The 24,782-nt window shown below is 56.6% G+C and carries 14 protein-coding genes and 4 pseudogenes; 6 read left to right on the top strand and 12 right to left on the bottom strand.

What is annotated here, in order from left to right:
* Positions 1–664 precede the first annotated feature (664 nt).
* From JJB74_RS31335 to JJB74_RS34090, 3 genes are all read left to right on the top strand, one after another.
* Positions 665–3,079, top strand: a complete 2,415-nt coding sequence (locus tag JJB74_RS31335; protein WP_200598482.1) for a hybrid sensor histidine kinase/response regulator — start codon at positions 665–667, stop codon at positions 3,077–3,079.
* A gap of 21 nt (positions 3,080–3,100) precedes the next feature.
* The gene (locus tag JJB74_RS31330) at positions 3,101–3,421 is read left to right on the top strand and encodes a hypothetical protein (protein ID WP_200598481.1); all 321 of its coding nucleotides are present in this window, start codon (positions 3,101–3,103) and stop codon (positions 3,419–3,421) included.
* Between the two features lie 114 nt (positions 3,422–3,535).
* The gene (locus JJB74_RS34090; protein WP_200598480.1) at positions 3,536–5,086 is read left to right on the top strand and encodes a methyl-accepting chemotaxis protein; all 1,551 of its coding nucleotides are present in this window, start codon (positions 3,536–3,538) and stop codon (positions 5,084–5,086) included.
* A gap of 138 nt (positions 5,087–5,224) precedes the next feature.
* Here JJB74_RS34090 and JJB74_RS31320 read toward each other — a convergent pair whose 3' ends face one another.
* The 4 genes from JJB74_RS31320 to JJB74_RS31305 all read right to left on the bottom strand — a co-directional run bounded on the left by JJB74_RS31320 (position 5,225) and on the right by JJB74_RS31305 (position 11,033).
* Positions 5,225–6,907, bottom strand: a complete 1,683-nt coding sequence (locus JJB74_RS31320; protein ID WP_200598479.1) for a tannase/feruloyl esterase family alpha/beta hydrolase — start codon at positions 6,905–6,907, stop codon at positions 5,225–5,227.
* A 297-nt stretch (positions 6,908–7,204) separates the two neighbouring features.
* On the bottom strand, positions 7,205–8,239 hold the full coding sequence (locus JJB74_RS31315) for a type 2 periplasmic-binding domain-containing protein (protein WP_200598478.1): 1,035 nt from the start codon (positions 8,237–8,239) through the stop codon (positions 7,205–7,207).
* An 83-nt stretch (positions 8,240–8,322) separates the two neighbouring features.
* Positions 8,323–9,462, bottom strand: a complete 1,140-nt coding sequence (locus JJB74_RS31310) for an MBL fold metallo-hydrolase (RefSeq protein ID WP_234485020.1) — start codon at positions 9,460–9,462, stop codon at positions 8,323–8,325.
* A 326-nt stretch (positions 9,463–9,788) separates the two neighbouring features.
* Positions 9,789–11,033, bottom strand: a complete 1,245-nt coding sequence (locus JJB74_RS31305) for an MFS transporter (RefSeq protein ID WP_234485019.1) — start codon at positions 11,031–11,033, stop codon at positions 9,789–9,791.
* 1,452 nt (positions 11,034–12,485) lie between these two features.
* Here JJB74_RS31305 and JJB74_RS31295 point away from each other — a divergent pair.
* On the top strand, positions 12,486–13,100 hold the full coding sequence (locus tag JJB74_RS31295; RefSeq protein WP_200598477.1) for a PEP-CTERM sorting domain-containing protein: 615 nt from the start codon (positions 12,486–12,488) through the stop codon (positions 13,098–13,100).
* A gap of 215 nt (positions 13,101–13,315) precedes the next feature.
* Here the strand turns inward: JJB74_RS31295 and JJB74_RS31290 are convergent, their stop codons facing one another.
* The 7 genes and pseudogenes from JJB74_RS31290 to JJB74_RS34070 form a co-directional block, all read right to left on the bottom strand.
* Positions 13,316–14,005, bottom strand: coding sequence for a hypothetical protein (locus JJB74_RS31290; protein WP_200598476.1), 690 nt, complete (start codon positions 14,003–14,005; stop codon positions 13,316–13,318).
* 125 nt (positions 14,006–14,130) lie between these two features.
* The gene (locus tag JJB74_RS31285) at positions 14,131–14,757 is read right to left on the bottom strand and encodes a PEP-CTERM sorting domain-containing protein (protein WP_200598475.1); all 627 of its coding nucleotides are present in this window, start codon (positions 14,755–14,757) and stop codon (positions 14,131–14,133) included.
* 311 nt (positions 14,758–15,068) lie between these two features.
* A complete protein-coding gene (locus JJB74_RS31280; RefSeq protein WP_200598474.1) occupies positions 15,069–16,478 on the bottom strand; it encodes a hypothetical protein in 1,410 nt (469 codons plus the stop codon).
* 251 nt (positions 16,479–16,729) lie between these two features.
* Positions 16,730–17,818: pseudogene (locus tag JJB74_RS34265) on the bottom strand (hybrid sensor histidine kinase/response regulator); the annotation flags it as partial.
* A gap of 102 nt (positions 17,819–17,920) precedes the next feature.
* Positions 17,921–19,834 (bottom strand): annotated as a pseudogene (locus tag JJB74_RS34080) (CheR family methyltransferase); the annotation flags it as partial.
* A gap of 15 nt (positions 19,835–19,849) precedes the next feature.
* Positions 19,850–20,146 carry a protein-glutamate O-methyltransferase CheR gene (locus JJB74_RS34075; RefSeq protein ID WP_325170206.1) on the bottom strand — a complete coding sequence of 99 codons (297 nt, stop codon included), beginning with the start codon at positions 20,144–20,146 and terminating at the stop codon, positions 19,850–19,852.
* A gap of 129 nt (positions 20,147–20,275) precedes the next feature.
* Positions 20,276–20,737, bottom strand: a pseudogene (locus JJB74_RS34070) (chemotaxis protein CheB); the annotation flags it as partial.
* Between the two features lie 482 nt (positions 20,738–21,219).
* On the opposite strand from JJB74_RS34070, the gene JJB74_RS31270 reads away from it, so the two are divergent.
* The gene (locus JJB74_RS31270) at positions 21,220–23,775 is read left to right on the top strand and encodes an MEDS domain-containing protein (protein ID WP_200598473.1); all 2,556 of its coding nucleotides are present in this window, start codon (positions 21,220–21,222) and stop codon (positions 23,773–23,775) included.
* A 121-nt stretch (positions 23,776–23,896) separates the two neighbouring features.
* On the top strand, positions 23,897–24,694 hold the full coding sequence (locus tag JJB74_RS31265; protein ID WP_200598472.1) for a histidine kinase dimerization/phospho-acceptor domain-containing protein: 798 nt from the start codon (positions 23,897–23,899) through the stop codon (positions 24,692–24,694).
* Here JJB74_RS31265 and JJB74_RS31260 read toward each other — a convergent pair.
* Positions 24,663–24,782, bottom strand: a pseudogene (locus tag JJB74_RS31260) (IS5/IS1182 family transposase); the annotation flags it as partial. The gene JJB74_RS31265 and the pseudogene JJB74_RS31260 overlap by 32 nt on opposite strands.

Here is a 24,782-nt window from a genome sequence, read left to right as displayed (position 1 = left end):
CGTTGCTGGATGGCGTGCCGTTCAGGGATGGCATCCCGGTGCAAGACAATCCGCCGGAACAACAGAAACTCGCCGCCTGATATTCCTATGCTTCAGACCGGCCATACACCAGAATTGACATTAGCTCTTTCATCACTCCATCGTCACGAAGCCGGCCGGCCAAGGTGGAAGTACTCGCGCGATTCTTCATCGAGAAGCTTTCCAGACCGGCATGGCTCAATGCAACCAGCGATGTATAAAGATTGCCTGGAACGAAATATCAATATAAAGACACCGGTTAAGGGTATTTCCTGCTTTGAGTCGCTATCTCCGATCCTTAAGAAAGCGGCGCCGCCCAAAAGCGGATGCCCACAAACTCAGGTACTTATTACCTCGCTACTCAGCTAGACAGGCATCTATTCCAGAATCGACACAATACCAGCTGTTTTAAACTGTAAAATGTGCCGTCCAAGTTACCGTTAAGTTTAGCCGCAGCCCGCTGACTGGTACGCCATCCGTTTGATCGACACGGTAGTTCAGCGCATAAGTTGCTATACCTGCAAGTCTTTATTTGGTACCGTTGTCTGGCCTTTGTCGAATTTTATTCTTCGCCACGAGGACATCAATTCAAACCAATCAACCGATGCGAATCGACCTTGTGCCGCCGCGATATTGAGCCATACCGATGACTGACCTTTCCGACCAGCCGCACTTGCGCGGTGGTGGCGCCATGGGCGCACTGATCCGCTGCCACGACTGGTCGACGACGCCGCTTGGCACACTGGACGCGTGGCCGCAGTCCCTGAAGACGGCCGTCAGCCTGATGCTGCGTGCGCAGCAGCCCATGTTCATCGGATGGGGTCCGCAATGCATTTCGCTTTACAACGACCGCTACCTCTCGATCCTGGGCGACAAACATCCGCATGCGCTCGGCCAGCCGATGGCTGAGGTCTGGAGCGAGATCTGGGACGAGCTAAGTCAGTTGAATGAGGCGGTCATGTGCGGCGAGTCGCTGTCATTCGAGAACAGGCCATTCAAGCTGGCCGGCCGCGAGACATCCGGACCACACTATTTCAGCTTCACTTACACGCCCTTGCTGGGTGACGATGGACAGGTCGCAGGTATCTTTTGCGCGGCGATCGAAACCACTGGGGCACTGAAGCTGGTTCACGAGTCGCGTGCCGGGCGCGCGGCGCAACAGGCCCTGGCCGAGAGCGAGGAACGCCTGCGCCTGGCCACTGACGCTGCCGAGATCGCGTTTTGGGATGTGAACGTGCCCGATGGCAGTCTGGTTTGGCCACCGCGTCTGCGAACCATATTCGGTATCACGACCGACGAAGCACTCTCGCTCGACGACTTCTTCGGGGGACTGCATCCGGACGACCGGGCGTCGGTCGTCAGCGCATTCGCGGCGGCGTGTGACCCGGAGCGGCGCGAGTTCTATAACATCGAATATCGCACGGTCGGTCGCGACGACGGCAAGGTTCGCTGGGTCGCCGCCAAGGGACGCGGACTGTTCGATGCCACCGGCCGCTGCGTGCGCGCCAACGGCACGGCAATGGAGATCACAAGCCGCAAGACCGCCGAGCTCGCCATGGAAATGGCTCTGGAAGCCAGCCGCACCGGCACCTTTCACTGGGACATCCAGGATAACCTGCTCACCTGGGACACCGCGCTCGACCGCCTGTTTGGCCTGCGCCCGGGCGAAGTGGTACGCAGCCTCGATCAGTTCATCGCGCTGGTCCACCCGGACGATCGCCACGAGGTCATCCGCCGCTGCGAGCGCTGCCGCGATGCCGGCGATGACTTCGAGATGGAGTTCCGGGTGGTGTACCCGGACGGTTCGGTGCACTGGCTTTACGACCGCGGCCGCACTTTCCTGGACCCGACGGGCCGAGCCAAGACGATGACCGGCGCTTGCGTTGATATCACCGACTTCGTGCGTGCGCGCGAAGCGCTCAAGCTTGCCGACCGCCAGAAAGACGACTTCCTGGCCACGCTTGCGCACGAGCTGCGCAACCCGCTAGCACCCTTGCGCACCGGCTTGCACCTGGTGCAAAACATCAATGGCGGCATGGCGGGCCAGGGGCGACGAGTGCTGGGTATCATGCAGCGCCAGCTCGACCACATGGTGCACCTGGTCGACGACCTGCTCGACATCGCTCGCATCCGGCAGGGCAAGATCCTGCTGCGGCAGGAATCGCTTTCGCTGCAGGCCGTTCTCGAACAGGCGCTGGAGGGCGTGCGCGCCTTGTTCGACGCACAGGGCCACGTGGTCGTGTGGGACGGCGTGGATCCGGCGCTACGCGTCACTGGCGACCTGACTCGCCTGGTACAGGTGGTGGGTAACCTGCTAAACAATGCCGCGAAGTACACGCCGCGCGGAGGTCGCGTAACGCTGCGTGGCGGCGAGGCCAGTCTGCCGGGTATGCTGCTTATCGAGGTGACGGACACGGGCATCGGTATTCCGCCCAATATGCTCGACCATGTCTTCGACCGGTTCGCGCAAGTGCAGCAGCACCTGGACCATGCCCAGGGCGGACTGGGTATCGGTCTGAGCGTCGTCAAGGGCTTGGTCGAGATGCACGGCGGCCGCGTTGCCGCCGAGAGCGCCGGCCCGGGCGCCGGCAGCCAGTTCCGCATCTGGTTGCCGCGCGCGGACACTCCCGCACCGGCGGAAGTCGCGCTGCCATCGAGTCCGAACGTGGTCATGCGGCGCAGGGTGCTGGTCGTTGACGACAACCGTGATGCCGCCGAGACCATGGCCTTGCTGCTGGATATGAACGGCCACGAAGCGCTCCTTGCGCACGACGGGCAGACGGCCGTGGAGATCGTGAAGCACCATGATCCTGCCGTGGTTTTTCTCGACATCGGCATGCCGGGCATGAATGGTTACGAGACTGTGTCCGTGTTGCGGGAGTTGCCGGGCGCGCAAGCCCGCGTGCTGGTGGCGCTCACTGGCTGGGGCACTGAAGCCGATCAGGTGCGAAGTCTCGCGGCGGGTTTCGACCTTCACCTTACCAAGCCCGTAGACATCCACGAGGTTCAGCGTGTGCTGTCGGCAAGGCTCGGCCTCGAGGTGAATGCATCGTCGCTGTAAGTTCTTACGTGAGGTCGATGCATGACGGTGCCGCTCAAGTCTTACGCACTGACGATCGACCAGGTTCCAAGCGCTGCCGCGCGAAAACAAGACTTCATCTCCTCCACGCATTTTTTGGAGCGCCAGCTGAACAAGGCGCCATTCAGCGTTTCGCAGGCCTGTACCGGGTTACCTGCCGATAAGGTCTTTCTCTCCCTGCCGCGTTTCCGCGCATTTGGTGTTTGCAGAGTACAAACTTTGTCGCAGAAAAGCGAAAGCAGCGTTTATTCATTTTGCAAAACCGGAAAATCGTCATCAAGCAACGAAATTTCGGATACTCTAGAAAATAATTTCCTGCAGTAAATTTTTTGGGGGGGGTAATCGCTCGCCCTCTCGAAGCGGCGTCAAGCCGATTCGTGTGCGAGGCCCGCGCATAACAATAGTGTCGTATTCAAAAATGGATGGAAGGGGATAAAAGTGCAGTCGTTACGAAATTTCAGCATCGGTCAGCGGCTGGTCGCCGGGTTTTTACTGATCCTCAGTCTCTGCATTCTTGTTGCAGGGATCGGGGTCTGGAGGCTTCATGTCATCGAGCGGGAAACGCGAGAGTTGATGGCCACCCCACTGGTTAAAGAGCGTCTTATCAGTGACCTTAACGCGAATGTCGCTGCTGGCATACGACGTACGCTGGCGATTATCAAAAGCAGTGATCTTTCGCTTGCAAAGTTCTTTGTTTCCGACGCGACAGATCTCACGAAGAGTGGCAACGAGATCACCAAGAAAGTGGAGGCGATGCTAGCGTCGGACGAAGAGCGCCGGGAGTTTGAGCGACTGACCAAAGCGCGCAAGGAATACATTGCGATGCGGGATGAGGTCATGAAGGAGAAGGCTGCCGGGAACACGGATGCAGTCAACAAGCTCTTTGAAGAAAAATTCAATCCGGCGGTCACGGGCTATCAGAAGGGTTTGCAGGACATGCTGAAGTTCCAGCGTGGCGAGATGGACAGTATAGGCACGCGTGTCGGCGTGATTACTTCGCAAAGCAGCATGCTGCTTGAAATTCTGGCGATCCTTATCGTTGCGCTGGGTTCCTGCTGCGCATGGGCGCTCACCCGAAGCATCACTGCTCCCCTTGCAACCGCGCTTAGCGTAGTCAAAACGGTTGCGCGTGGAGATCTGACGGCTGATATACGAGCCAGGGAAAAAGATGAGCTTGGCCAGCTACTGAACGCACTGCAGGATATGAACGACAATCTGGAGCACATCGTCGTTGCAGTACGTAGCAGCACAGATTCGATAGCCACGGCTTCTTCTGAAATCTCCTCCGGCAATCTTGATTTATCTTCGCGTACCGAACAGCAGGCAGCTTCGCTCCAGGAAACCGCTTCGTCGATGGAGGAATTGACCTCAACGGTGAAACGGAATGCAGACAATGCCAGGCAAGCTAATGAGCAGGCTATCTCCGCCTCGGACGTGGCCGCACAAGGCGGCGTTGTCGTCGCGCAGGTCGTGGACACCATGAGCTCGATCTCCGAGTCGTCGCAAAAGATCGTGGAGATCATCAGCACGATCGATGGGATTGCGTTCCAGACCAATATTCTGGCGTTGAATGCGGCCGTCGAAGCGGCTCGGGCCGGAGAGCAGGGACGAGGTTTCGCGGTGGTTGCAACGGAAGTTCGCAGTCTCGCCCAGCGTAGCGCAGCTGCCGCCAAAGAAATCAAGTCATTGATCGAAAGCTCGGTAGGACAGGTCGAAGCCGGAAACAAGCTTGTTGAGAAGGCGGGTTCGACCATGAACCAGGTTGTCGCTGGTATCAGGAGCGTATCTGCCATCGTTGGCGAGATCGCGATCGCTAGCCAGGAGCAAAGCGCTGGCATCGAGCAAGTCAATCGGGCAGTTTCGCAGATGGATCAGACAACCCGGCAGAATGCCGCCCTCGTAGAGGAAGCTACCGCTGCCACCGGAGCACTCCAGCAGCAGGCAACGGCGCTGTCTCAAGCTGTCGCTGTGTTCACGCTGAAGCGTTGATTCAGGCCGATCCTGATCCAGCTCGGCACCCGATGCGGGCGTTTTTCCTTCCGCGATGCACGCCGGATGCCGGATGATGAATCCGGCTACCAACCCTGACCTGCACAGGTCAGGGCGAGAGCTGCAGCGGTATGTCACTCAGTTGAGATACTCCGGCGCGGGCACTTGCGCGGGATCGGTCTTTCCGGCTGCTGGGGCGCAGATGAAGCTCGATTCCGAGTTCGGATCCCCACTACCGGAGTAGCGTGCGACGTTGGGATAGACGCACAGCGGGCGCGTCATCTGAACGCCATTCGAGGCAGAGTCGCTTACATACTTCGCCGCGACGACCCGTTGCGGCGCCACGCCCTTCTCGACCCATTGTTGCAGCGCCAGGAAGATGTCGTGCCCTGCATCAGCTTGCAATGGCGGCTGCACCGCTATCTGCCCGGTATAAGGCTGACCGAACGCATTAGGTCCGGGTCCATAACCGCAGTGATACATGCCGGGCACCATGAACAACCGATAGAAGCTTTGCACGCGGCGAGTAGCGGCCGAACCGCTTCCTTGTGCAGCGACCAGGCGCTCGTAGTAATTGATCGCCTCCTGCGGCGATGCCAGCGGATCGGCCCAGCCGTGATACGCGATTATCTTGCCGTTGCGCCCGCTGAATCTCGACAGGTCAGTGCTGTTCGCATTGAGCGCCGACGCAAGTATGGAGTCGAGCGTGGACATGTCGCTGTCGAAGTTGAAATTCATATAGGTAAAGGTCGGTCCAAATACCCATTTGAAAAGCGATCCGAACGGCGTCTCCACTTCAGTGTCGAGCGCAGCCCATCCGAATTGGCTATCGGCTTCGCTGCCCCGCGGTAGGCCGGGATAGATCTGTTTCCCCGTGACAGGATCGCGAGGTCCACTGTACTTCGCGCGCGCGGTTGCGACCTGGTCTGCTGTCAGGCAGATGCCATCGGGCGCCCCGGTGCACTGCATGACAGCCGGATCCCAGTCGCAGGCGCGCGGATCGGTCAGAAACGGATCGGTCGCCAGGCCGCCGCTCTTCACAGCGCAGGCTTGGACAATGGATGCATCCATGGCCTTCGTCTGGTCGGTGCTGAAAAATAGTCCGAGCGGTGATTTGTGCGACGCCTGGTAATCCCAGAGGACGGCCGTGTGCACGTGGGTACGATTGTTGGCGGCATCGCCCACCAGAATGCCATCGTAGTCATCGGGGTAGCGTTGCGCCGACATCAGGCCTTGCTGACCGCCGGTGGAACAGCCATTGAAATAGGAATATTGCGGCCCTTGCGCGTAGAACTGCTGGATCAGTTGCTTGGATAGGGTGGTCATCAGGTGCGTCGCACGAGAACCGAAGTCTATCCACTTTTCAGGATGACCGATGAGCGCGTCCGCATCGCCGTTGCTGGAAGGAGCGGTCCCCATGTCGGTCGATGCCACGGCGAAACCCGACTGCAGTCCCGCGACCATCGCGAGCGAACCCTGTGCAATCGTGCCGCCATAGCCGCCGTTGCCGATTCCCTGAAACCTGCCGTTCCAGCTTGTGGTCGGCATCCATAACTCGACATTGATGAAAGAATCGGTCGTTGGCGTCAGGATTGCACTGACTTTGCAAAACGATGGGAGGTTGGTGTAGGTAACGCCATTCGCCGCGGTAAATGAGGGGCCGGGTACCGTAACTGCTCCACTTACGGTGCCCCCCGTTAGCCCGATATTGAGGACGAGGTTTTCACAGGCGCCTGCTTGCGCAGATCCGGTGCCCATCAGACCAAGAACAGAAAAAGCGATTCCGATAATGGAGCGACCACTGAGCGCGATAACGGCCATGTTTTGTCTCCTGATGGGTATTTCAGTGCAAGTCTAGTAGCCGGGCCGAACTCAGACAATGTGGGATCCCTACACATGGACCGTTAGGGATATGTCCATTGAATACTCTCGAAGGCAGGATGACCGACGCAAATCATGACCAGCGTGACTTTCCGCTTATAGCGCTTTGCAGGACCAGGTAGTTTAAAAGCTGCCCGCTCTCGGCCAGGAACGGACGTCGATTACTTAAGCGTAACGACTGCTTTGGTATTTGTATCTGTCCTCTACAAGGGTAAGGTGCCCTTGGCGAGTAAGCCGTTATTCCGCTTCTTCCTGCTGAGATATTGCCTTGCGGAAGGTGGTGAGCAGGGAAGCAGGATGGTGAATCCCCGCTGAATTTGCCTTGGCTATCCAATCCTTGTCCGCAGCCGTAAATTCATTTCGGGTGCGCACTAAGATCGCTTCGGTGGGCGGGTAAAAAGCGATTCCCGCATCATGCATGCTGATGTTTGCCTTCCACGCTTGAGCATCCAGAGTTCGACCCATTAACGCGGCAGCCTCGACGCCGCTGATGCGATCAAGCGCCTCCTTATCCCGTGCGGAAAGACGATTCCACTGATTTTGGTTCAGTGCGAAGACATAACTGACGTTCGAGACGCCGCCCTTGAACATCAACGCGCTGCGCATAGTTGCATGGCCGGGCAACGCCTTGAATTCCGTCGTCGTTCCGATCAGGTATCGGCTACCGTCTTCGTTCCCGCTTTTCTCCGGAGCTGCAGGAGCGCCTTGCACAGTATTGCTTCGCTTTCGTAGCGGATTGCGGGGTGCACCAACATCGGTTGAAGTGCGCAAAGCTTGGGCAGCTGGTACGCGTTCGGGCCGGAGCTGTGATGTGAAAAGGAATGAAGGGGGTTGCGTAAATACCGCTAATACCTTGTATCCCTTGTGCTCATTCGCCATGAGCTGGGACTTGTTGTAGATACGCTGGTAGGCGATAGACGTCGTTTCGGCGAAATCGCCAAGCAGTGGGAGATCAGCAATCCGACTGATCTTATAGCGCTGCGGATCAGTCTTGTGCGGGAAGCAAATGAGGTCGACCTTGCCTGACTGCAGAGCCGCTGCCGCATTCTCAGGCGGGACACGCACGCTTCCCACGGCGCACAGAACTCTTCCCTGCGTCGCCGACGCGGCCTTTTCACACCATAACTCCATTCCTTTTGCAATTGCATCCGCCGAGCCAATTGGTGGATTCAAGGTGAATGTTGTGGCGGCCTGTGAGGTGAGAGATGTCATCATCCCCACTGTCGCGCACAGGACTGTCGTTAAAACTCGCCGATTCTCACGTAGCATCATGACATCTCCAGCGTTACATGAACGATTCCGGTTCACCAGCAAGCCGGTGAACCGGTAAAGGTTTTACATCAGCTGAATGCCTATCAGTCTTCCGGGCATTCCAGCGTTCCGGTGCCGAGGCGCGGATTAGGTCCCAGGGGCATAGGACCAGGCCCGGAGGCTGGCAGTCCGAGCAGCGCCTTCGCGTCGGTGTTATCGAGCGCCTTCACGCCGGTAGGGTCATACGACCACGCATCCATGTAATTGATGGGGATGAATTCCGCGACATTGTTCGATGCGAGGAACGACGTAAGCTTTGGAAAATCCGCCTTGCTGTAAAGATATTGCGGACCGGTGAGAAGATTGAACGGGCCGGTCGATGAGGCTCGTTCGTCGATGTGGTGGGGGATGAAATACTTCACACCGTAGACCGGCACAATTACGCGAGCCTGCTGCACCGTCCGCGATTCCGGACCAGGGACCCATAGCTCGAAGTTGTCAATCTTCGCGTCCTTCATTGCTGCGGCGAGATTGCTCAACGGTGCACCGAAGTCCTGTCCATTCTCGATGCGGTTGGTCAGCAGCTCGGCTCCGCCTGCGCCGCTGTCGTGCACGAACCAGGTCAGCTGCTTCGTTTTGGTTTGGACCGTGAACAAGAAACCGTAGGTCGATGGTCCGCCCCCGTTGGCACCATCCGTTCCAGTATCGAATACGCCGCAGCTCACACTATGCACCCATCGCACCACGCGCATCGCGACATACGGGCTTAGCTGAAATTTCTCGCCGCCATGGATTGCGGTACATTGTGACGCGGGTACGCCATACTTCACCGCGGCGTCGCAAACGGCTTGTGGCGCATAAGCATGCTTGCCGGTCTGCTTCATCCATTCGGGCATGCTCACCGAATGATCTGGATGGACATGTCCGACCAGCATGACATCTACCGATCCATGCGTCTTCAGCGCGTTATAGGCGCGAGTCACCATGGCAGGGCTGGGCGTCGTCGCGGGGAATGAAACTTCACCATCAAGCATGACGCCGAGGTCACCGATCTGGTAATGCCAGTTGGTGATGCCGAACCAAGTCATTCGCACAGCATCAGGCATCGCTGCGGTAGTGGTTTGCGCGGTGGTGGTTTGCGCGGTGGCGCTCGGAGGGGCATCGTCGCCTCCGCCGCCGCATGCGGCAACCATGTTTGCTGCGACCAGCGCGGCGACTACGCCCCTCAATTTCAGATGACTCATTCTCTTAATCACATCGTCTCCTCTTACCAAGTTTTCGGAACTACGCTCTCTAGTGCACAACAACTAGATCTCTATGCATCACCTATCCGGCATGACAGGCGGAAGTGTCCGTGCCGGGCGGTGTAAATGCGCATGCCATTCGATGCGCAGTACGAGTGGTTTAAGTGCCCACGTGCGATGTGCGCCACCGACGATTTTTATCGGGTTTTAGTGAGGCTCAATATAGCGTCGCGACCTGTAATGAATCTGAACTTGCCACGCGGCGTTGCATGCCGCCACGTGTTCGATGCACAATTGATTGCATCGATTTAGCAGCGGTGCGGGCCTCATCGGTTTCGCTGCACCAGCCACAGCGTCAGGCAGCCGGCCGCCGAGATCAGCGCGATCGGCAGCAGCGCCAGCGCGAAGCTGCCGGTGGCTTCACGGATCGCGCCGAGCATGGCCGAGCCGACGAAGCCGGCCAGGTTGCCGATGGCATTGACCTGCGCCAGTCCGGCCGCGGCGGCAGCGCCGGGCATCCAGTCGGCGGCGAGCGCCCAGAACGGTCCCTTGAAGACGTAGGTGCAGGCCACGGCGATGATCAGCAGCGCGATGGTGAACGGCAGGGACAGCTGCGCCAGCGGCACCAGCGCCAGACTTGCGGCCACCAGGGCCAGTGGCATGCCGGTGTGCCAGACCCGCTCATTGCGCGCATCCGAGCGCTTGCCCCACCACAGCATGGCGATCGATGCGACACCGAACGGCACCGCATTCAAGAGGCCGGTCTGCGTGGTCGTCAGGCCGAAGGACTTGATGATCTGCGGCTGCCACAGCGACAAGCATTGGCTCGCGCCGGAAGCGCCGGCATACACCAAGGCGGCGGCCAGCACGCGGCGGTCGAGCAGCACGTCGGCAAGCTTGGCATGCGAAGCGCGCGGACCAGCCTGGCGACGCTCGTCTTCCAGGCGGCCGACCAACCAGGCGCGTTCTTCTGTTTCTAGCCAGCGCGCGTCCTGCGGACGGTTCGTCAGTAGCCAGGGCGAAGCCAGCCCGAGCAGGATCGCCGGCACGGCTTCGAGAATGAACATTGCCTGCCAGCCCTGCAAGCCGAACAGGCCGTCGAGCTGCAGCAGCGCAGCCGACAGCGGCGAGCCGATGAAGCTCGACAGCGGCACCGCCACCATGAACACCGCGATGATGCGGCCGCGATAGGCGGCAGGGAACCACTGCGTGAGATACAGGATCACGCCGGGAAAGAAGCCGGCCTCGGCCGCGCCGAGCAACAGGCGCATTGCATAGAAGGAGTTCGGGCCGACGATGAAAGCCGTTCCCGCCGATACTAAGCCCCAGCTGACCATGATGCGGGCGATCCACAGCCGCGCGCCGACGCGCTGCATCGCCAGGTTGCTCGGTATCTCGAACAGCACGTAGGTCAGGTAGAACAGGCCACCCCCGAGGCCGAAGGCGGCGGCGTTCAGGCCGATCGCATGGTTCATTTGCAGCGCGGCGAAGCCGACGTTGACGCGGTCAACGAAGGCGATGAAGTATCCGAGCATCAGCACCGGCAACAGGCGCCAGGCGACCTTGCGCATCGTGCGGAGCTCGAGCGGGCTAATGGCAGGCGCGGCCGACATCTTAGAGTGAGCGGTGGAATGCATTTTGTCCCCGTGATCTGGAAATGTGGAAATGAGTTAAGCCTTCGCGAATGGCTTAGCCATACGCGGCAAGTCGTCGCGAAGAAGACCTATCCGGCTTGGTGGTCTAGCGATTTTCAATACTTAATGTAGCGTCGCAAACTGTAATGAACCTGAACTCGCCACGCAGCGTTGCATGACGCTATGCGTTCGGCGCACGGTTGACCGCATCGATGCAACGGCGGTGCGCGCCTTTGGCCAGACTTTGTCCATGTTTGAGGGGAAGGAGGTGCGCCCTGAAGGTCCTACCATGGCGCTACTCCGGCAGACGGGCTCGAATTCAGTAGTTCGATACCTATCTCCACGCTATGAATGGCCGTATTCCGTGCACAAAGCGGCCATACATAGTGCCGGTGCAACAGACCGCTAAGGGTCGGTTTTCTCCTTTCCGAGTACAGCCACAGCTGCTCGGAAACGGACAATCATCGGTCCCTTAAATCATGCATCGGGAAGTCTGTACCGAGCAAAGCGGGAGAGCAACTAGACGGGTCAGGCAAGAAGAATGGGAATCAGGTCGAGTCGCTCGGCAGAAGTGTTGCATGCCACTCTGCATACGGCGTGTTTGCAACAAGGCGTCGGTTGAAATTCGGTGCGCCGTCAGTCCACCATACGGGTCCACGCTCCCCCAGCAAGCGCTTTGTCTCATCGACCGCTGCGCGAGCACTGCGCTTCGCTCCGGCATTGTGTGCCTTCTTGGCAGCGGCGATCTGCCTGCGTGCATTCATTAGGCGCTCCACCAGTTCCTGCCTCAGCTTCTCAGGAAGTGCGGGATTACTCATGCGCCAGAGGCGACCCGCTACAATGAAGTAACGTCCGTCCGGGGTGATTGGATATTTATGGGGAACTGTCATGGTCCCACTTTACTTGGCGGACACTACGGTCATCGTATGCCCGCGCAGAACCCTTGGGGGTGTCTGGGTCGGTGTTCCCGTTTTACCCATGTCGCTTACCGGCCAGGAGAGGTTATTTTTGAAGCCGAGGTGAATTGCCATTTCTATGTCATAAGCCGCCTCTTCGATGCCGAAGCATTTAAGCAGAGAGCTAGCGCATAAGTATGTAGTCCTCCCATTGCTGCCGCTAGGAATGATGCGCTTGTCTGCGCGCGGTTGAAGCGCCGATACCTACTCATTCGACCTTCATGGGCATTCTTGCAATTGGGTCCAGCGCAATGCTGTTGATAGCGAGCATATAGAGCATTCTTCCGGTGCTGATGTTTAGGTATTTGGAACGGGTTTTACAGTGCAGTTGAAATCTTGCGTTTCTTCAAAGTCGCTTCATTCGCTTGATAAAGACTGATGGACCGGGGGTGGCCTATCTCGCCGCCCGCATCATCCATGCAAGAGCCCGCATATGAGACGCCTTATCGCCATATTGATCGCCCTATTTTTACCGGTTGCCGTGGCACACGCGGCGCTGATGTCTGTTGATACGCCATTTGGCCGCGCAACCGGCGTTATCGACACTACCTCAGGCTTGGAATGGTTGAAGCTGCCAGTTGCAAGTGGATTATCTGTCAGCCAGGTGCTTACCGAGATGGAGCCGGGAGGGAGATTCGAAGGTGTTCACTATGCGACGTCCACCGAATTTTGCAGCCTAGTAACGCCGGAAAACCTTCGGCTGAACTGCAGCCCGTTTTCACGCACATTCGATGTTGCACCGCCATTGGCATTCTTTGATCTTTTTGGCTTCAATGACGCCTTCCGGGGCTTCTCAGCCTATTACGCTGTGAACTGGTCGGAGCAGGTGCAACAGCGATTTGCTCTTACAGCGAGCTTCCATACCTATGGCGATCCGATAGGGGAAGTCGAGTTCGACTCCCAAGCATCCTTTCTGGGTAGAGGAGAAAGTCGTGCAAGCCACTGGCTTGTGGTGGATCAGCAGGCTGTACCGGAACCTGCTACCGTGACGCTTTTTGGACTAGGCATCGTTGCATTGACGACGTTGAGCAGGCGCGCACGGAGCTAAAGAGAACGGTTCGCTCCCTTGGCGTTGAGGCTGAGGACGCACTTGAAATAGCTGAGCAGGGGGAGCGCAGCGTTCCGTCAGTAAGCGGCGTAGCGTAATAGGGCGCTTACTGGCCAGAAGCGAACAATCAAGCCTTGGCTTAGGAAGTCCGGTTTGGCTTGGGAAAGCGAACCTTGATCGTTATAGCTGCCTGGCTGACCTGGTACGGTGCGACGTCATTTCGACCGCCGCTGCGCGTGCCGCAGATAAATACTCAGGAAAACTTCCCTGGCTGAGAAAGTAATCGCTCGATCTTCTCCGTTGCCGCGGCGCCGGCAGATAACGGCACAAGCGATGGCGCCAAGCGCAAACAGTGCGGTCCCCGGAGGCTCCGGTATCGCTCCCGCTTCGCGAACAATCCAATGTGGGCCTGTGTCGTTGAGGCGCTCCTCGTTCAAAGTGAGGAACTGGGTATCAGAATACAGTTCAAGAACTTCGGGATAGTAAACGAACAGCGCTCCGTAGATGCCCGGGTTCGATGTGAATGGGCTTGGTTCCAGACGGGTATTTACCGCGTGTGCAGTTGTGAATGAAATCCCAAAGTGGCCGAAAAAATAATCTACCCCTAGCGCGACTTCCGGACAGCCTCTATAGCAAGGGAAGCTCAGGTAGGCGTTGGTCAGCGTACTTAGCTCGGTGCGGTCCGCGTAGTGAAAATCGCTCAGAACTCCAACCGGCGACGTTTCGTCCAGGGCTTGCCTAATCGTGAGGCTGCGTGTCGCCGACAACTGCAACCATTCCCATCCGGTATTGGTGTCGAAAACACCGGTTCCTGTCCCTAAAGGTGAATCAGTGGAGAGAAGTGCGGCATGAGCAGCGCCCAATGACATCGACAGAGCAAAAAGCACGGTGCGCACGAATTTCACGGGACGGCCTCCTTTGTTCCCCTCTCAACGAAGGGGTGCAAGAGAAAGCTTGCTTCCGATTGGCAGGTTCATTTCTGATCGTCGCCAAACCAACGCCGGACAGTCTGTTGGTTTCGTCTACGGCATCACGTCCTACCGCAAAGGTTCCTGCGGCGTTGCCACAAGGCGGCACATACACCGACGCCCAGGGAGAGTAGCGTGGCTGTTGAGGGCTCCGGTATCAGTTGAGCTTCGCGAACAATCCAGTGTGGGCCTGTGTCGTTAAGCCGCGCCTCAGTCAACGTCAAGCGCTGGGTATCGAAATACAGCTTGGGCGGAAATGTGTACCAGATGAAGCGCGTTGAATAGATGCCAGGATCCGTGGAATTCAATTCATTTGGTTCCAAGTAGGTGTCAATCCCGAGTTCCTGCATGAGGTTGATCCCGAAATGCCCGAAAAAGTACCGCACGGCCACCACAATTTCTGGACAGCCAGCAAGACAGCCAACCCTGAGATAGCCATCAATAAGCGTCGCCTCTTCGGCGCGGGACGCGTAGTGAAAATCGCTGAGCATGCCGCCTGGCGCCGTCGCGTCCAAAACTTGCTGGATCGACAAACTGCGCGCGGCCGAAAGTTGCAGCCATTCCCAGCCAGTATTGGTGTCGACGACACCGGTTCCCGGCCCTAGCGGCGAGTCGGCCGAAAGGAGCGCAGCGCGGGTAGCTCCGAACGGCATGAGCAGTGCGAAAAGCATGGCGCACAGAAGTTTCATGCGAGGTCCCCCTTCGTTTCTTTCTCAGCGGCGAGCAACGAAAGAGATGGTGGAGCCCGTGGACAAATGCAGTTCTGATCAGCGACAAACCGGCATTGATCGTCGTTTCCCATGTATGCACCAAACTGCTCTCGAACGGCTGAGTCACATTCAGATTTAAATGCCGAAACCCGGGGTCCGTTTGTCTATGGTGACGTACGTCTGCTCTGTGCTGCGTTCCAGACATTTTGCTCAGCACATCGAACTTCTCCTCAGGGTCGGTTTCAGTCCTTTCAGCCTTTTACTTTTAACGCTGTCAGGGTGATAAACGTTCAAATCTGCGCGAGAAGTCTGGGCAGATTCTCTACTGCTGGCCTGACGCTAGCACGATAGTCCTTTAGGATCGCCTGTACCTTTTCGTCATCGTTCCTAATGCCGCGCATGCTCCGTGCCCCTTCATCCAAACGGCATTCTGTAAGCCAGGATTCAATAGCCGGGTACTGGCCCCAACGCAAGCGGTTGTTGAATGTCGCAACCCACATCCGAACGTAATCGCTCGGCAACATAGGCACCGGGACGGGCTGGCAGAGCGCATTCTTCTCGGCCTCATCCTCGAACTGGCTTTCAATGTGACCAATAAAGGCTGCGCTGAAGCACGGATGGCACACACGGACGAGAAGAAGATTCACTGTGCTGCCGTCAAAGACATTAAGCCCCTCTACCGGGCGCAGGCCCTGTGCGCTACAGTCGATGACAACCGCATCCTTCTTCTTATCGGTCTCGCCCTGTTCAAGGATGATCCGGTCTTCGTCAATGGATATGACTCGTCCCAGGCGCACGATATCGCAGATGCGCCTGAGTTCTGCAAGCTCCGCCTGCGATAGCGTTGCACAGTGGTACATGGTTGGTGTGACTGTGCGATCAAGCCGGATGAATTGTCCCCTTTCTTCAAGTTCCTGATAAAGGTCAGAGAGGGTACTGGCGGTGGCAATGGCTTTGAACTGCTGGGCTAGTCCGGCTAAATACGCTCCATGGAACTCCGGCCCCGACTGGAGATTCGCTCTATCAAGCAGCCAGGCGTCGCGCGGAATAATCCAGCGGATATGTGACGGCTCAACATCGTTCTGGAGTAGCCAAAGGCAGGTGTCCATCGCCGTCTTCCCGCCACCTACGACGATATATTGTTGTCGGGGGTGGTCGAGGTGAGGGATGGCATTCGGCGGAATACATTCAACGCCCTCTGCGACGGTATAGCCGCGCGAGTGAGTTAAAGGAATGGATGTGCCAGCATGGGTCGCGTCCACAATCCTTTTCGTTACGACAAAACGCTTTGAATTCCCGCTGGTCAGCGACCTTGCGTGATGGATTCCCTCGCTGTCAATTGTGTGCTCGCACATCGGAAAATACCGTACGCGGCCAGAGGGTAAAAATCGCCGCCTCATGATCCTGTCGAAGTAGTCGAGCACTTCGGCGCCGGACGCGAGTTCGCGCAGTCCCTTGTTTAGCCCCACCGCATCCACGGACCCGTCGCCTAGTTCTGTTGAGTTTACGCCGTAAGCTGTTGATGGCTGATGCAATCGAACGAAAGGATAGGCATCATTCCAGTGCCCGCCGGGCCGCGCACGGCGATCGACGATGGCGAAGGTCGCACTCGATTGCGACAACATCGAATCTACGAAGGCCATGGCCGCTGCGCCAGCCCCAACTACTAGATAGTCAGTCTTAGTCGTCGTGTGATTCATGTCTGCCCGCCTGAATCTCAATTTTTATGACTTCTACAACCTTAGTGCCATGAGGGCATGCTGGCTCTGTGGGGTCTCAAACTTGATGGGTCAATACCGGCCAGTAGCGGATATCCCAAGAAACGCAGCGTATGGCCGCAATATGGTCCTCAACAGACGCTCAGTCCGGTTACTAAACCAAATCACACCTTCCATGCCGTTGGAGGCCGAATCTCTTCCGCATTTGGATTAAGCTTTCGCGTAATGGAATTTCAAGCACTTAATCTACTCGCGATAGCAATGAACTGGTCGAATGCTACGGGTTTGCAGATATGGGTAGCAAATCCGGCCGTAAGCGCATGAGAAACATCTGCTGGACGGGTATATCCACTTAGCGCAATGGCTGGCGCCTTCGCCGTCGCCTTCAACTTGCGCAACTCTGCCAACAAGGTATAACCGTCCATCTCCGGCATGCCGATATCCGAAATGATCAGGTCGAACGGTTCGGCCGCCGCCACGGTCTTCAAAGCCTCAGCACCACTCGACGCAGTAGTGACTTGCGCGTTTTCCATGGATAACAAGGCGCCAAGTGACTCCAGGGTCTCTGCCGCATCATCGACCAACAGAATGCGCTTGCCTGCCAAGTGGTTTTCACCCTTCTTCGCAGGCATGGCCAAGCTTGGCTGCTTCAGTACCGCCAGCGGAAGAAGCACGCGGAATTGCGCGCCTTGACCGTCACCGGCGGAGTGCGCTTCAACCCGGCCGCCATGGCTGCTGACCAGTTCTTTCACCAGCGCCAGCCCAATGCCCATGCCACCGTGCTGGCGGGTTGCACCTGTATTACCTTGACGAAACATGTCAAATACGAAGGGCAGGAACTCTGCGGGGATTCCCTTGCCGGTATCCGCGACGTCAATGTAAGCATTGTCTGCATCCCGGCCCAAACGAACATGGACCTTGCCGCCGGTTGGGGTGAACTTCAACGCGTTGCTCAAGAGATTCCACACGACCTGCTCGATGCGGACCAGGTCGCCATAAATAATCAGCTCCTCCGGCGCCTGCTCCAGATCCATCGTAATGCCATGTTGCTTTGAATCGGCTGTCGCGAGACTGACAATGTGAGCCACTACGTCACTAAGATTCACCTGTACGCAATTCAGTGTCAGTTTTCCGGTATCCAGGCGCGACAAGTCCATCAGATCGTCAATGATCCGCGTCTGACTCTCCACCATACGCTTGATCGTTGTCGTGCCACGCGCAACGATCGGCTGCGTCGCAATCTCTGGCACGCGTGAAAGCATTTCGGCCGTCAGTTGAATCAGGTTCAGCGGCTGCTTCAGTTCATGTGACAGCACCGCAAAAAACTCATCGCGTACCCTTGCCGCTTCCTCGGCACGAATGCGCTCCCGCTTTTCCCATGCAAGCTTGGCCTCCTGCTGATCGCGCAGCCATTTGTTGTTCGTCATGTCGCGCGCGATCATGACGTATCCGCCCATTTTTTCGTCGGCCAGTGGCGCAAGGATGCCCCTGCAGAAGACGTACGTTCCATCCCTGCGCACCTGCCAGCGATCCTCCTCAACACGACCTTCGTGCCGTGTACGCGCCAACTCTTCCTGAAATGCATCTTTGGCCCGGTCTTCCGGAGTAAACAGCACATCGCCGAATTTGCCCAGTATTTCCCTTTCTGTGTAGCCGAACAGCCGTTCAGCCCCCTGTGTCCAGCTTGTGATCACACCCACCATGTCCATCGTGATAATGGCGTAGTCCTTGGTGCTGGCCGCAATCAGGCGCATGCGCCCTTCGCTGACACGCAGACGTTCCTCGACGACCTTGCGGCGTGAAATATTGACGAACGACAGCACAACTCCTTCTATCCGATCTTCTGCGGTCCGGTAAGGCAACAGCTTGGCGATGTACCAGAAGTTGTCGTTGCTTCGTACTTCACGCTCGACGGGCTGCAGTTTTTCGAATACCTGCGCAATGTCCTGCTGCATCTGCGGGTACGCCAGCCGGTGAGTGATGTCCAATAAGGAACGGTCCAGGTCGGCGGCGATGAGGTTAAAAATATTCGTGGCTGGCCTGGTGTAGCGTTTGATGCGCAGGCTGCGATCAATGAAGATCACTGCGATCTCGGTAGCAGAGAAGAAGTTGTGCAGATCGTCATTGGCGCGCGCGGTTTCATCCACCTTCCTCTTCAACTCGTGGTTGACGGTAATCAGCTCTTCATTGGTCGACTGCAATTCCTCTTTGCTGGTTTCCATCTCTTCCGTAGTCGAACGCAACTCTTCATTGATCGACTGCAGTTCCTCGTTGGATGCTTTCAGGTCTTCCAGCGAAGTCTCGTACTGTCCGATGGTGGTCCGCAACTGCTGCCTCGTGTCGGCGAGCTCCTGTTCGAGATGCAGCGAAACCACGTCACCATGGGTTTGCATTGCGACAGCTCGACCACTGTCGGATTCACCCTTTTCCTCGAAGGCCAGCAGAAGCATACCGGTGGCGGCATGCTGGTCTTGCGCGGGACATATCACCATGCGCACTGCAACGGTTTTCTGATCGCGCGACAGTGATACATAGCGGGTCGAGACATTTTGATCGGATTGTTTCGCCTGGAACAACGCAGAACGCAATTCGAGCTGCAGTTCCGGGGAAATGATCGTCAGGATATTTCTGGAAGTCTCTCCAGTCGGATAGTGGAGATAGCGTCCGGCCTGCTTCGAGACATACACCGCATCGTTGTTCTGATCGATCACGATATTGGGCGGCGCATAGGCATCAAGCAAGTGGTAGTGGATGTCCTTTAACGGCTCCTTACGTACGTCGAGATGGTTGGGTTTCGCCTCTGCCGCGATAGGCGGCAATTCCTCGCGAGCGGGTAGCCGTTTCGGTATCGCCAGCGGAATGCGGCTTTGACGCACAGGCACCGCCTGATAGATCCGGTATTTCTTATCGATCGGCTTGAACAGGCCTGAAGTCCCCTCGGCCGATTCTGCTGTGCCCAGAAACAGATAGCCGTTGGGATGCAGCGCGTAGTGGAAAATTTCGAAGACTTTCCTCTGTATATCGCGATTCAGATAGATCAGCAGATTACGGCATACGATCAGGTTCAGTTTGGAAAACGGCGGATCGCGTAGCACATTGTGCGTGGCGAACAATATACGTTCCCGAAGCTCCCGCTTGATGCAGTAGTGATCATCATTCTTGTCGAAATACTCATGCAGGCGCGCCGGAGTCACATCCGCAACGATGGATTCGGGGTAATGGCCGTGACGCGCAATTTGAATCGCTCTTTCATCGATATCCGAGCCAAAGACCTGTATCGTCCGTGGCCTCGGCATGAGTGCATTCTGGTCCGTCAGCAACATGGCAACGGAGTACGTTTCTTCGCCCGTTGCTCAGCCCACGGACCAAGCACGGATGGCTTCCTCTTCCTGAGCATTTTTGAAAACCGCAGGAATCACTTCCCGCTCCAGCACATCGAAAGCTTCCCGATCACGAAAAAAGTTGGTGACACTGATCAGCATGTCGGCAAGCAGCGCACGCGTTTCCTGCGAATACTGTTCGAGATATCTGCGGTAGGCAATGATGTTTGGTAGTCCATTCACCTGCAGCCGGCGTTCAAGGCGACGCAGTACGGTAGCGCGCTTGTAATGCGTGAAATCATGGCCAGTCCTGGCATGCAGGATTTCCATGATTTCGCGTAGCGCCTTCTCCGTAGCGTCTGCACTGGGATGATCGTCTGCCGTGCCTGCGCTTGGCTCGGCGGCATCCGGCAATTGCAATGTGTTTGCGTTGCTGAACAGTTCGACCAGTCTGTGCGGCATCTCGGCTACAGGGAGGACCAGATCAACGATGCCGGTTTCGATGGCATGGCGCGGCATGCTGTCATATTGCGCGTCATCAGGGGACTGGACCATGGTGATCCCACCTTTTTCCTTGATGCGTGAAATGCCAACGGTACCGTCCGATCCTGCACCGGACAGAATGATTCCAACTGCGCGTTCGCGATGCACTTCCGCAAGGGTGCGTAAAAACATGTCGATGGCGACTTGCTGACCGCGAGGTCGTGCAGCCGATATAACTTGTAGGCTGCCGTCATTCATCACCAGATCCTTCGATGGCGGGATGATGTAGACGTGGTTGCTTTCGATCGGTGTACTCTCATTGACCTGCAGCACCTTCATCCTGGTTTTGGCCTGCAGGATCTGTTCGATATTGCTTTCATGCTCCGGAGACAGATGCATGACGACCACGAAAGCCATGCCTGTGTCGCTTGGCAGCGCTTGGAAGAAACGCGTTTAGGCGTCGATTCCACCGGCGGAAGCACCGATCCCCACGACGAAAAACGGGAGCGTACTGGGGATGAAACCCAGTGCTGGAGGAGGGAACTGCAAAATCGTATATTTGTTATCCATGGCGGAAAGCCGGTTTGTCACCTTATAAAACCTTGTGGAGCTTACCCTCTTCCGACTGTTTTACTTTACTTTTAGCCAAAAATACTCCGGTCGCGCGCAGACGCTTTCCTTCTTTATTTAAAGCAGTGTTCTTAATCTTCAACAATTGGCCGCAGGTAGAACTCGTAGTCCGCTTTCCTGCAGTTTCGGCAGCGGCCGGCCGTTTCAGGCCACCCCATCGGGTAGTCGCCCGTCTTTCCTTACAGCCTGGCAAAGCTTTTCCCAGTCAGGCGACCGTTCCATCTTTCACTTAGCCTAAAATGCCGCAACCTCATATCTGGATTTATTCGCGAGGATGATGCAGCTTTCTCTTGGGAACCTTTTTCAAAACGCGTGCATTTCTTTGTGTGAAGTATTTGATTATGGCGGACGGTGCGAAAATCACCACAACAGATGCAGCGAAACTTCGAAGGACAGCCGTGAAAGCAAGCATGCTAAACAACTTGAAGAATGCGATACCGGCAAAGGCTCCAAGCGGGCTGTCATGCTGCGGCGATTTGGATTGGGGATCGCATTTTTGTCATTTGTATGAGACACCCCAGGATCTGATCGATACGCTTGTTCCTTTCTTCGTTGCTGGAATTACTCACAATGAGAAATGTATTTGGGTGACATCAGAACCACTTGTTTCCGCCGACGCAATCACCGCCCTTGCTCAAAAAATTCCGAATCTTCCTGATTTAATAGCAGGTGGAAAGATTCAAATCATTGATCATGCAGACTGGTATTTGCGTGCAAATGAAACGAAACCACACTCTTTGCTGCAAGTCTGGCTAGACGCTGAAGTAAAAGCGCTGGCGGACGGGTTCAGTGGATTACGGGTGACGGGAAACATGACTTTCATCGAGTCGCGCGAACAATGGGACGCGTTCGAAGAGTATGAAAGGCAAGTGTCTGAAACTTTTGTCGGACACAAAATTATCGCTCTCTGTAGCTATCATTTGGGAAAAACAACTGGAACCGACATTCTCGACGTCGTTCAAAATCACAATTTTGCAGTCGCCCGGCGCAAAGGCGCTTGGGAGATGATCGAGAATGCTGCGACCAAGTTGGCCAAGCAGGAACTGTTAAAGGTCAACGAAAAACTGGAGCAGAACGTAACAGCTCGCACAGCTGACCTGCAGGAAGCTCTTGCTTCCATTGCACACAAGAAACGTGAGCTGGAAGTGGCGCTAGCGACGCGCGACGAAGGACAAAAACAACTGGAGACCGAACTAGAAGATGCACGACTTGTGCATACCATCAGCGCTACGCTGGTCAGCGAAGAGGTGATGGAGGCGTTTTACCATAAGCTCGTGGAAGCCGCCGCTGTGGTCATGCGTTCGGATTTTGCGACGCTGCAGCGGTTTGACCGCGAGCGGGAGTCTCTTGAACTCATCGCACATCGTGGATTCGATGACCAGGCGCAGGCATTTTGGAAATGGGTACCACCGCAGCGGCCGACTTCCTGTGGCATGTCCTTGCATCAGACCAGACGCGTAATCGTTCCTGATTTTGAAACTTGGGAATACTCTGCTGGCGAAGATTTGGATGCGTTTCGGGCCGGGGGGGTTGCTTCTGCGCAATCTACCCCATTACTGTCGCGCAGCGGCGCACTTGTCGGAATGATTTCAACGCATTGGAAGGTTCCTCATGAACCATCAGAGCGTGACCTTCGGATGATCGACATTATTGCTCGCCAGGCAGCAGACCTTATTGAGAGAAATATGGCCACCGAGGCCCTTCAGGCACAAGCAAAATGCCTGCAGGAAGCCGACCGTCGCAAAGACGAATTCCTTGCAATGCTCGCGCATGAACTGCGCAACCCACTAGCGCCTATTAGTGCGGCTGCTGAACTGCTGCAAAGAGTAAAACTCGACGAGGATCGGGTACGTAAGACCAGTGCAGTCATCGGCCGCCAGGTTAGCCACATGACCGGGCTCATCGATGACCTGCTTGACGTTTCCCGCGTCACGCGTGGTTTGATTGAACTGGACAAGGTAGAGCTGGATATTCAGCATGTAGTCAATGAGGCCGTCGAGCAGGTTACCCCCCTGATCAGGTCGCGCGGACACGAACTGACGATGCGCCTGGCAATGCAGTCGGCCATGGTGCAGGGAGACAAGAAGCGTCTGGTCCAGGTGCTGGCCAATATCCTCAACAATGCGGCCAAGTACACCGCTGAAGGTGGCCACCTGGCGCTGCGTACCTCAGTGCAAGACCAGGAAGTATTGATCGAAGTGACTGACGATGGCATCGGCATGACGCCGGAGACGGCAAAGTATGCATTCGATCTGTTTGCCCAGGCTGAACGATCGTCCGACCGCTCCTCCGGCGGCTTGGGACTGGGCTTGGCGTTGGTAAAAAGTCTGGTGGAACTGCACGGGGGCAGCGTTACCTGCAAGAGCAGTGGGCTTGGTCAAGGCAGTACCTTCTCGATCTGCCTCCCACGCTTGGCCGTGCAGAGGCAGCTTGCATCACGCCCGGCTGGTGTAAGCGTCGCTCTGGCAACTCCAGCCGCGTCGCTGAAAATTCTGCTGGTCGATGACAACGTAGATGCAGCCGAGATGCTGAAGCTGCTCCTGGAGTCGATGGGTCATGACGTGCTAGTCGAACATGGACCGCTCCGAGCGCTGGAGCAGGCTAGGCTCTACAAGCCGCAAGTGTGCCTGGTGGACATTGGCTTGCCGGAAATCGATGGCAATGAAGTGGCGCGGCGGCTGCGGGCGCAACCGGAAAACACCGACGCAGTGCTCGTTGCCGTTACTGGCTACGGTCAGGAGAGCGACCGGGCAAGTACCTTGGCTGCGGGGTTTGGTCATCACCTCGTCAAGCCGGTTGATACAACAGCACTCACCTCGATTCTTTCCGCAATCAGCAAAAGTTGAAAGGCCGCTTTGGGTTAATGATCCATTTTGACTCGGACATGATTCGGAAACTTGAAAGAACCGAGATAAAAAAATTGGCAAGACAGGTAATCAAGTCGGCGTAGCGAGGATTTACTGTTCCATGACCCACCATCCCAGCATCTCCACCGAGCACTATCAGGCTCTTTTCGAAAGCTCGCCTGCTTCTTTTCTCATTTTGCTTCCGGATGCAGATTTCACAATTGTGGCAGCCACCGAAGATTACTTGAGGGACACGCTGACGCAACGGGAAAACATTGTAGGCAGGCCCGTCTTCGAGGTCTTTCCCGATAACCCCGACGATCCGGAATCCCAATCGACAAGGCTGCTCGCCGAATCTTTTCTGCGCGTCATTGCGACCAAGTCCGTCGATACCATGGCGCTCCTGCGGTACGACATACCGAAACCAGATGGGTCAGGCTTCGAGCAGCGTTACTGGCGTCCGGTCAACAAACCGACCCTGTCACCGGACGGTGAAATTCTCTACATCATCCATCGCGCCCAAGACGTCACCGATTTCGTGCAGCTTCTTGCTGAAAATAAAGCGCACAAAAGAGAGCGAGCGGAGCTAACCGCGCAGAAGATGATCATGGAGAAAGAGGTGGAGTATCGAAGCGTGGAGCTTGCGGCAAAGAATGCCGAGCTGTTATCCACCAATGAAAAATTGAAGCAGTACACGGACCGGATGCGTGAAGAGGCCAATCGGAAGGACGAATTCCTGGCGATGTTGGCTCATGAGCTGCGTAATCCGCTAGCGCCGATTGCTGCCGCAGCCGATCTTCTGAGTCTGGGTCACCCGGATGAGACGCGCATCAAGCAAACCAGCGGCATCATCAGGCGCCAGGCAAAGCACATGACCGGGTTAGAGCCTATTCCAGTAGGCCAATTGCACGCCAGGTAATAACAGCGCACGCCAAATGAAGAAACGCAAGATAGGTTTTCGCCAGCTTTTCCCAACGAATCAGAACGCGGCGGAATCGGTTCATCCA

Source organism: Noviherbaspirillum pedocola, from assembly GCF_016632335.1.
Classification (GTDB): domain Bacteria; phylum Pseudomonadota; class Gammaproteobacteria; order Burkholderiales; family Burkholderiaceae_D; genus Noviherbaspirillum_A; species Noviherbaspirillum_A pedocola.
Note: the sequence above shows the minus strand (reverse complement) of the source record. Positions and strands in the feature narration are given on the sequence as shown.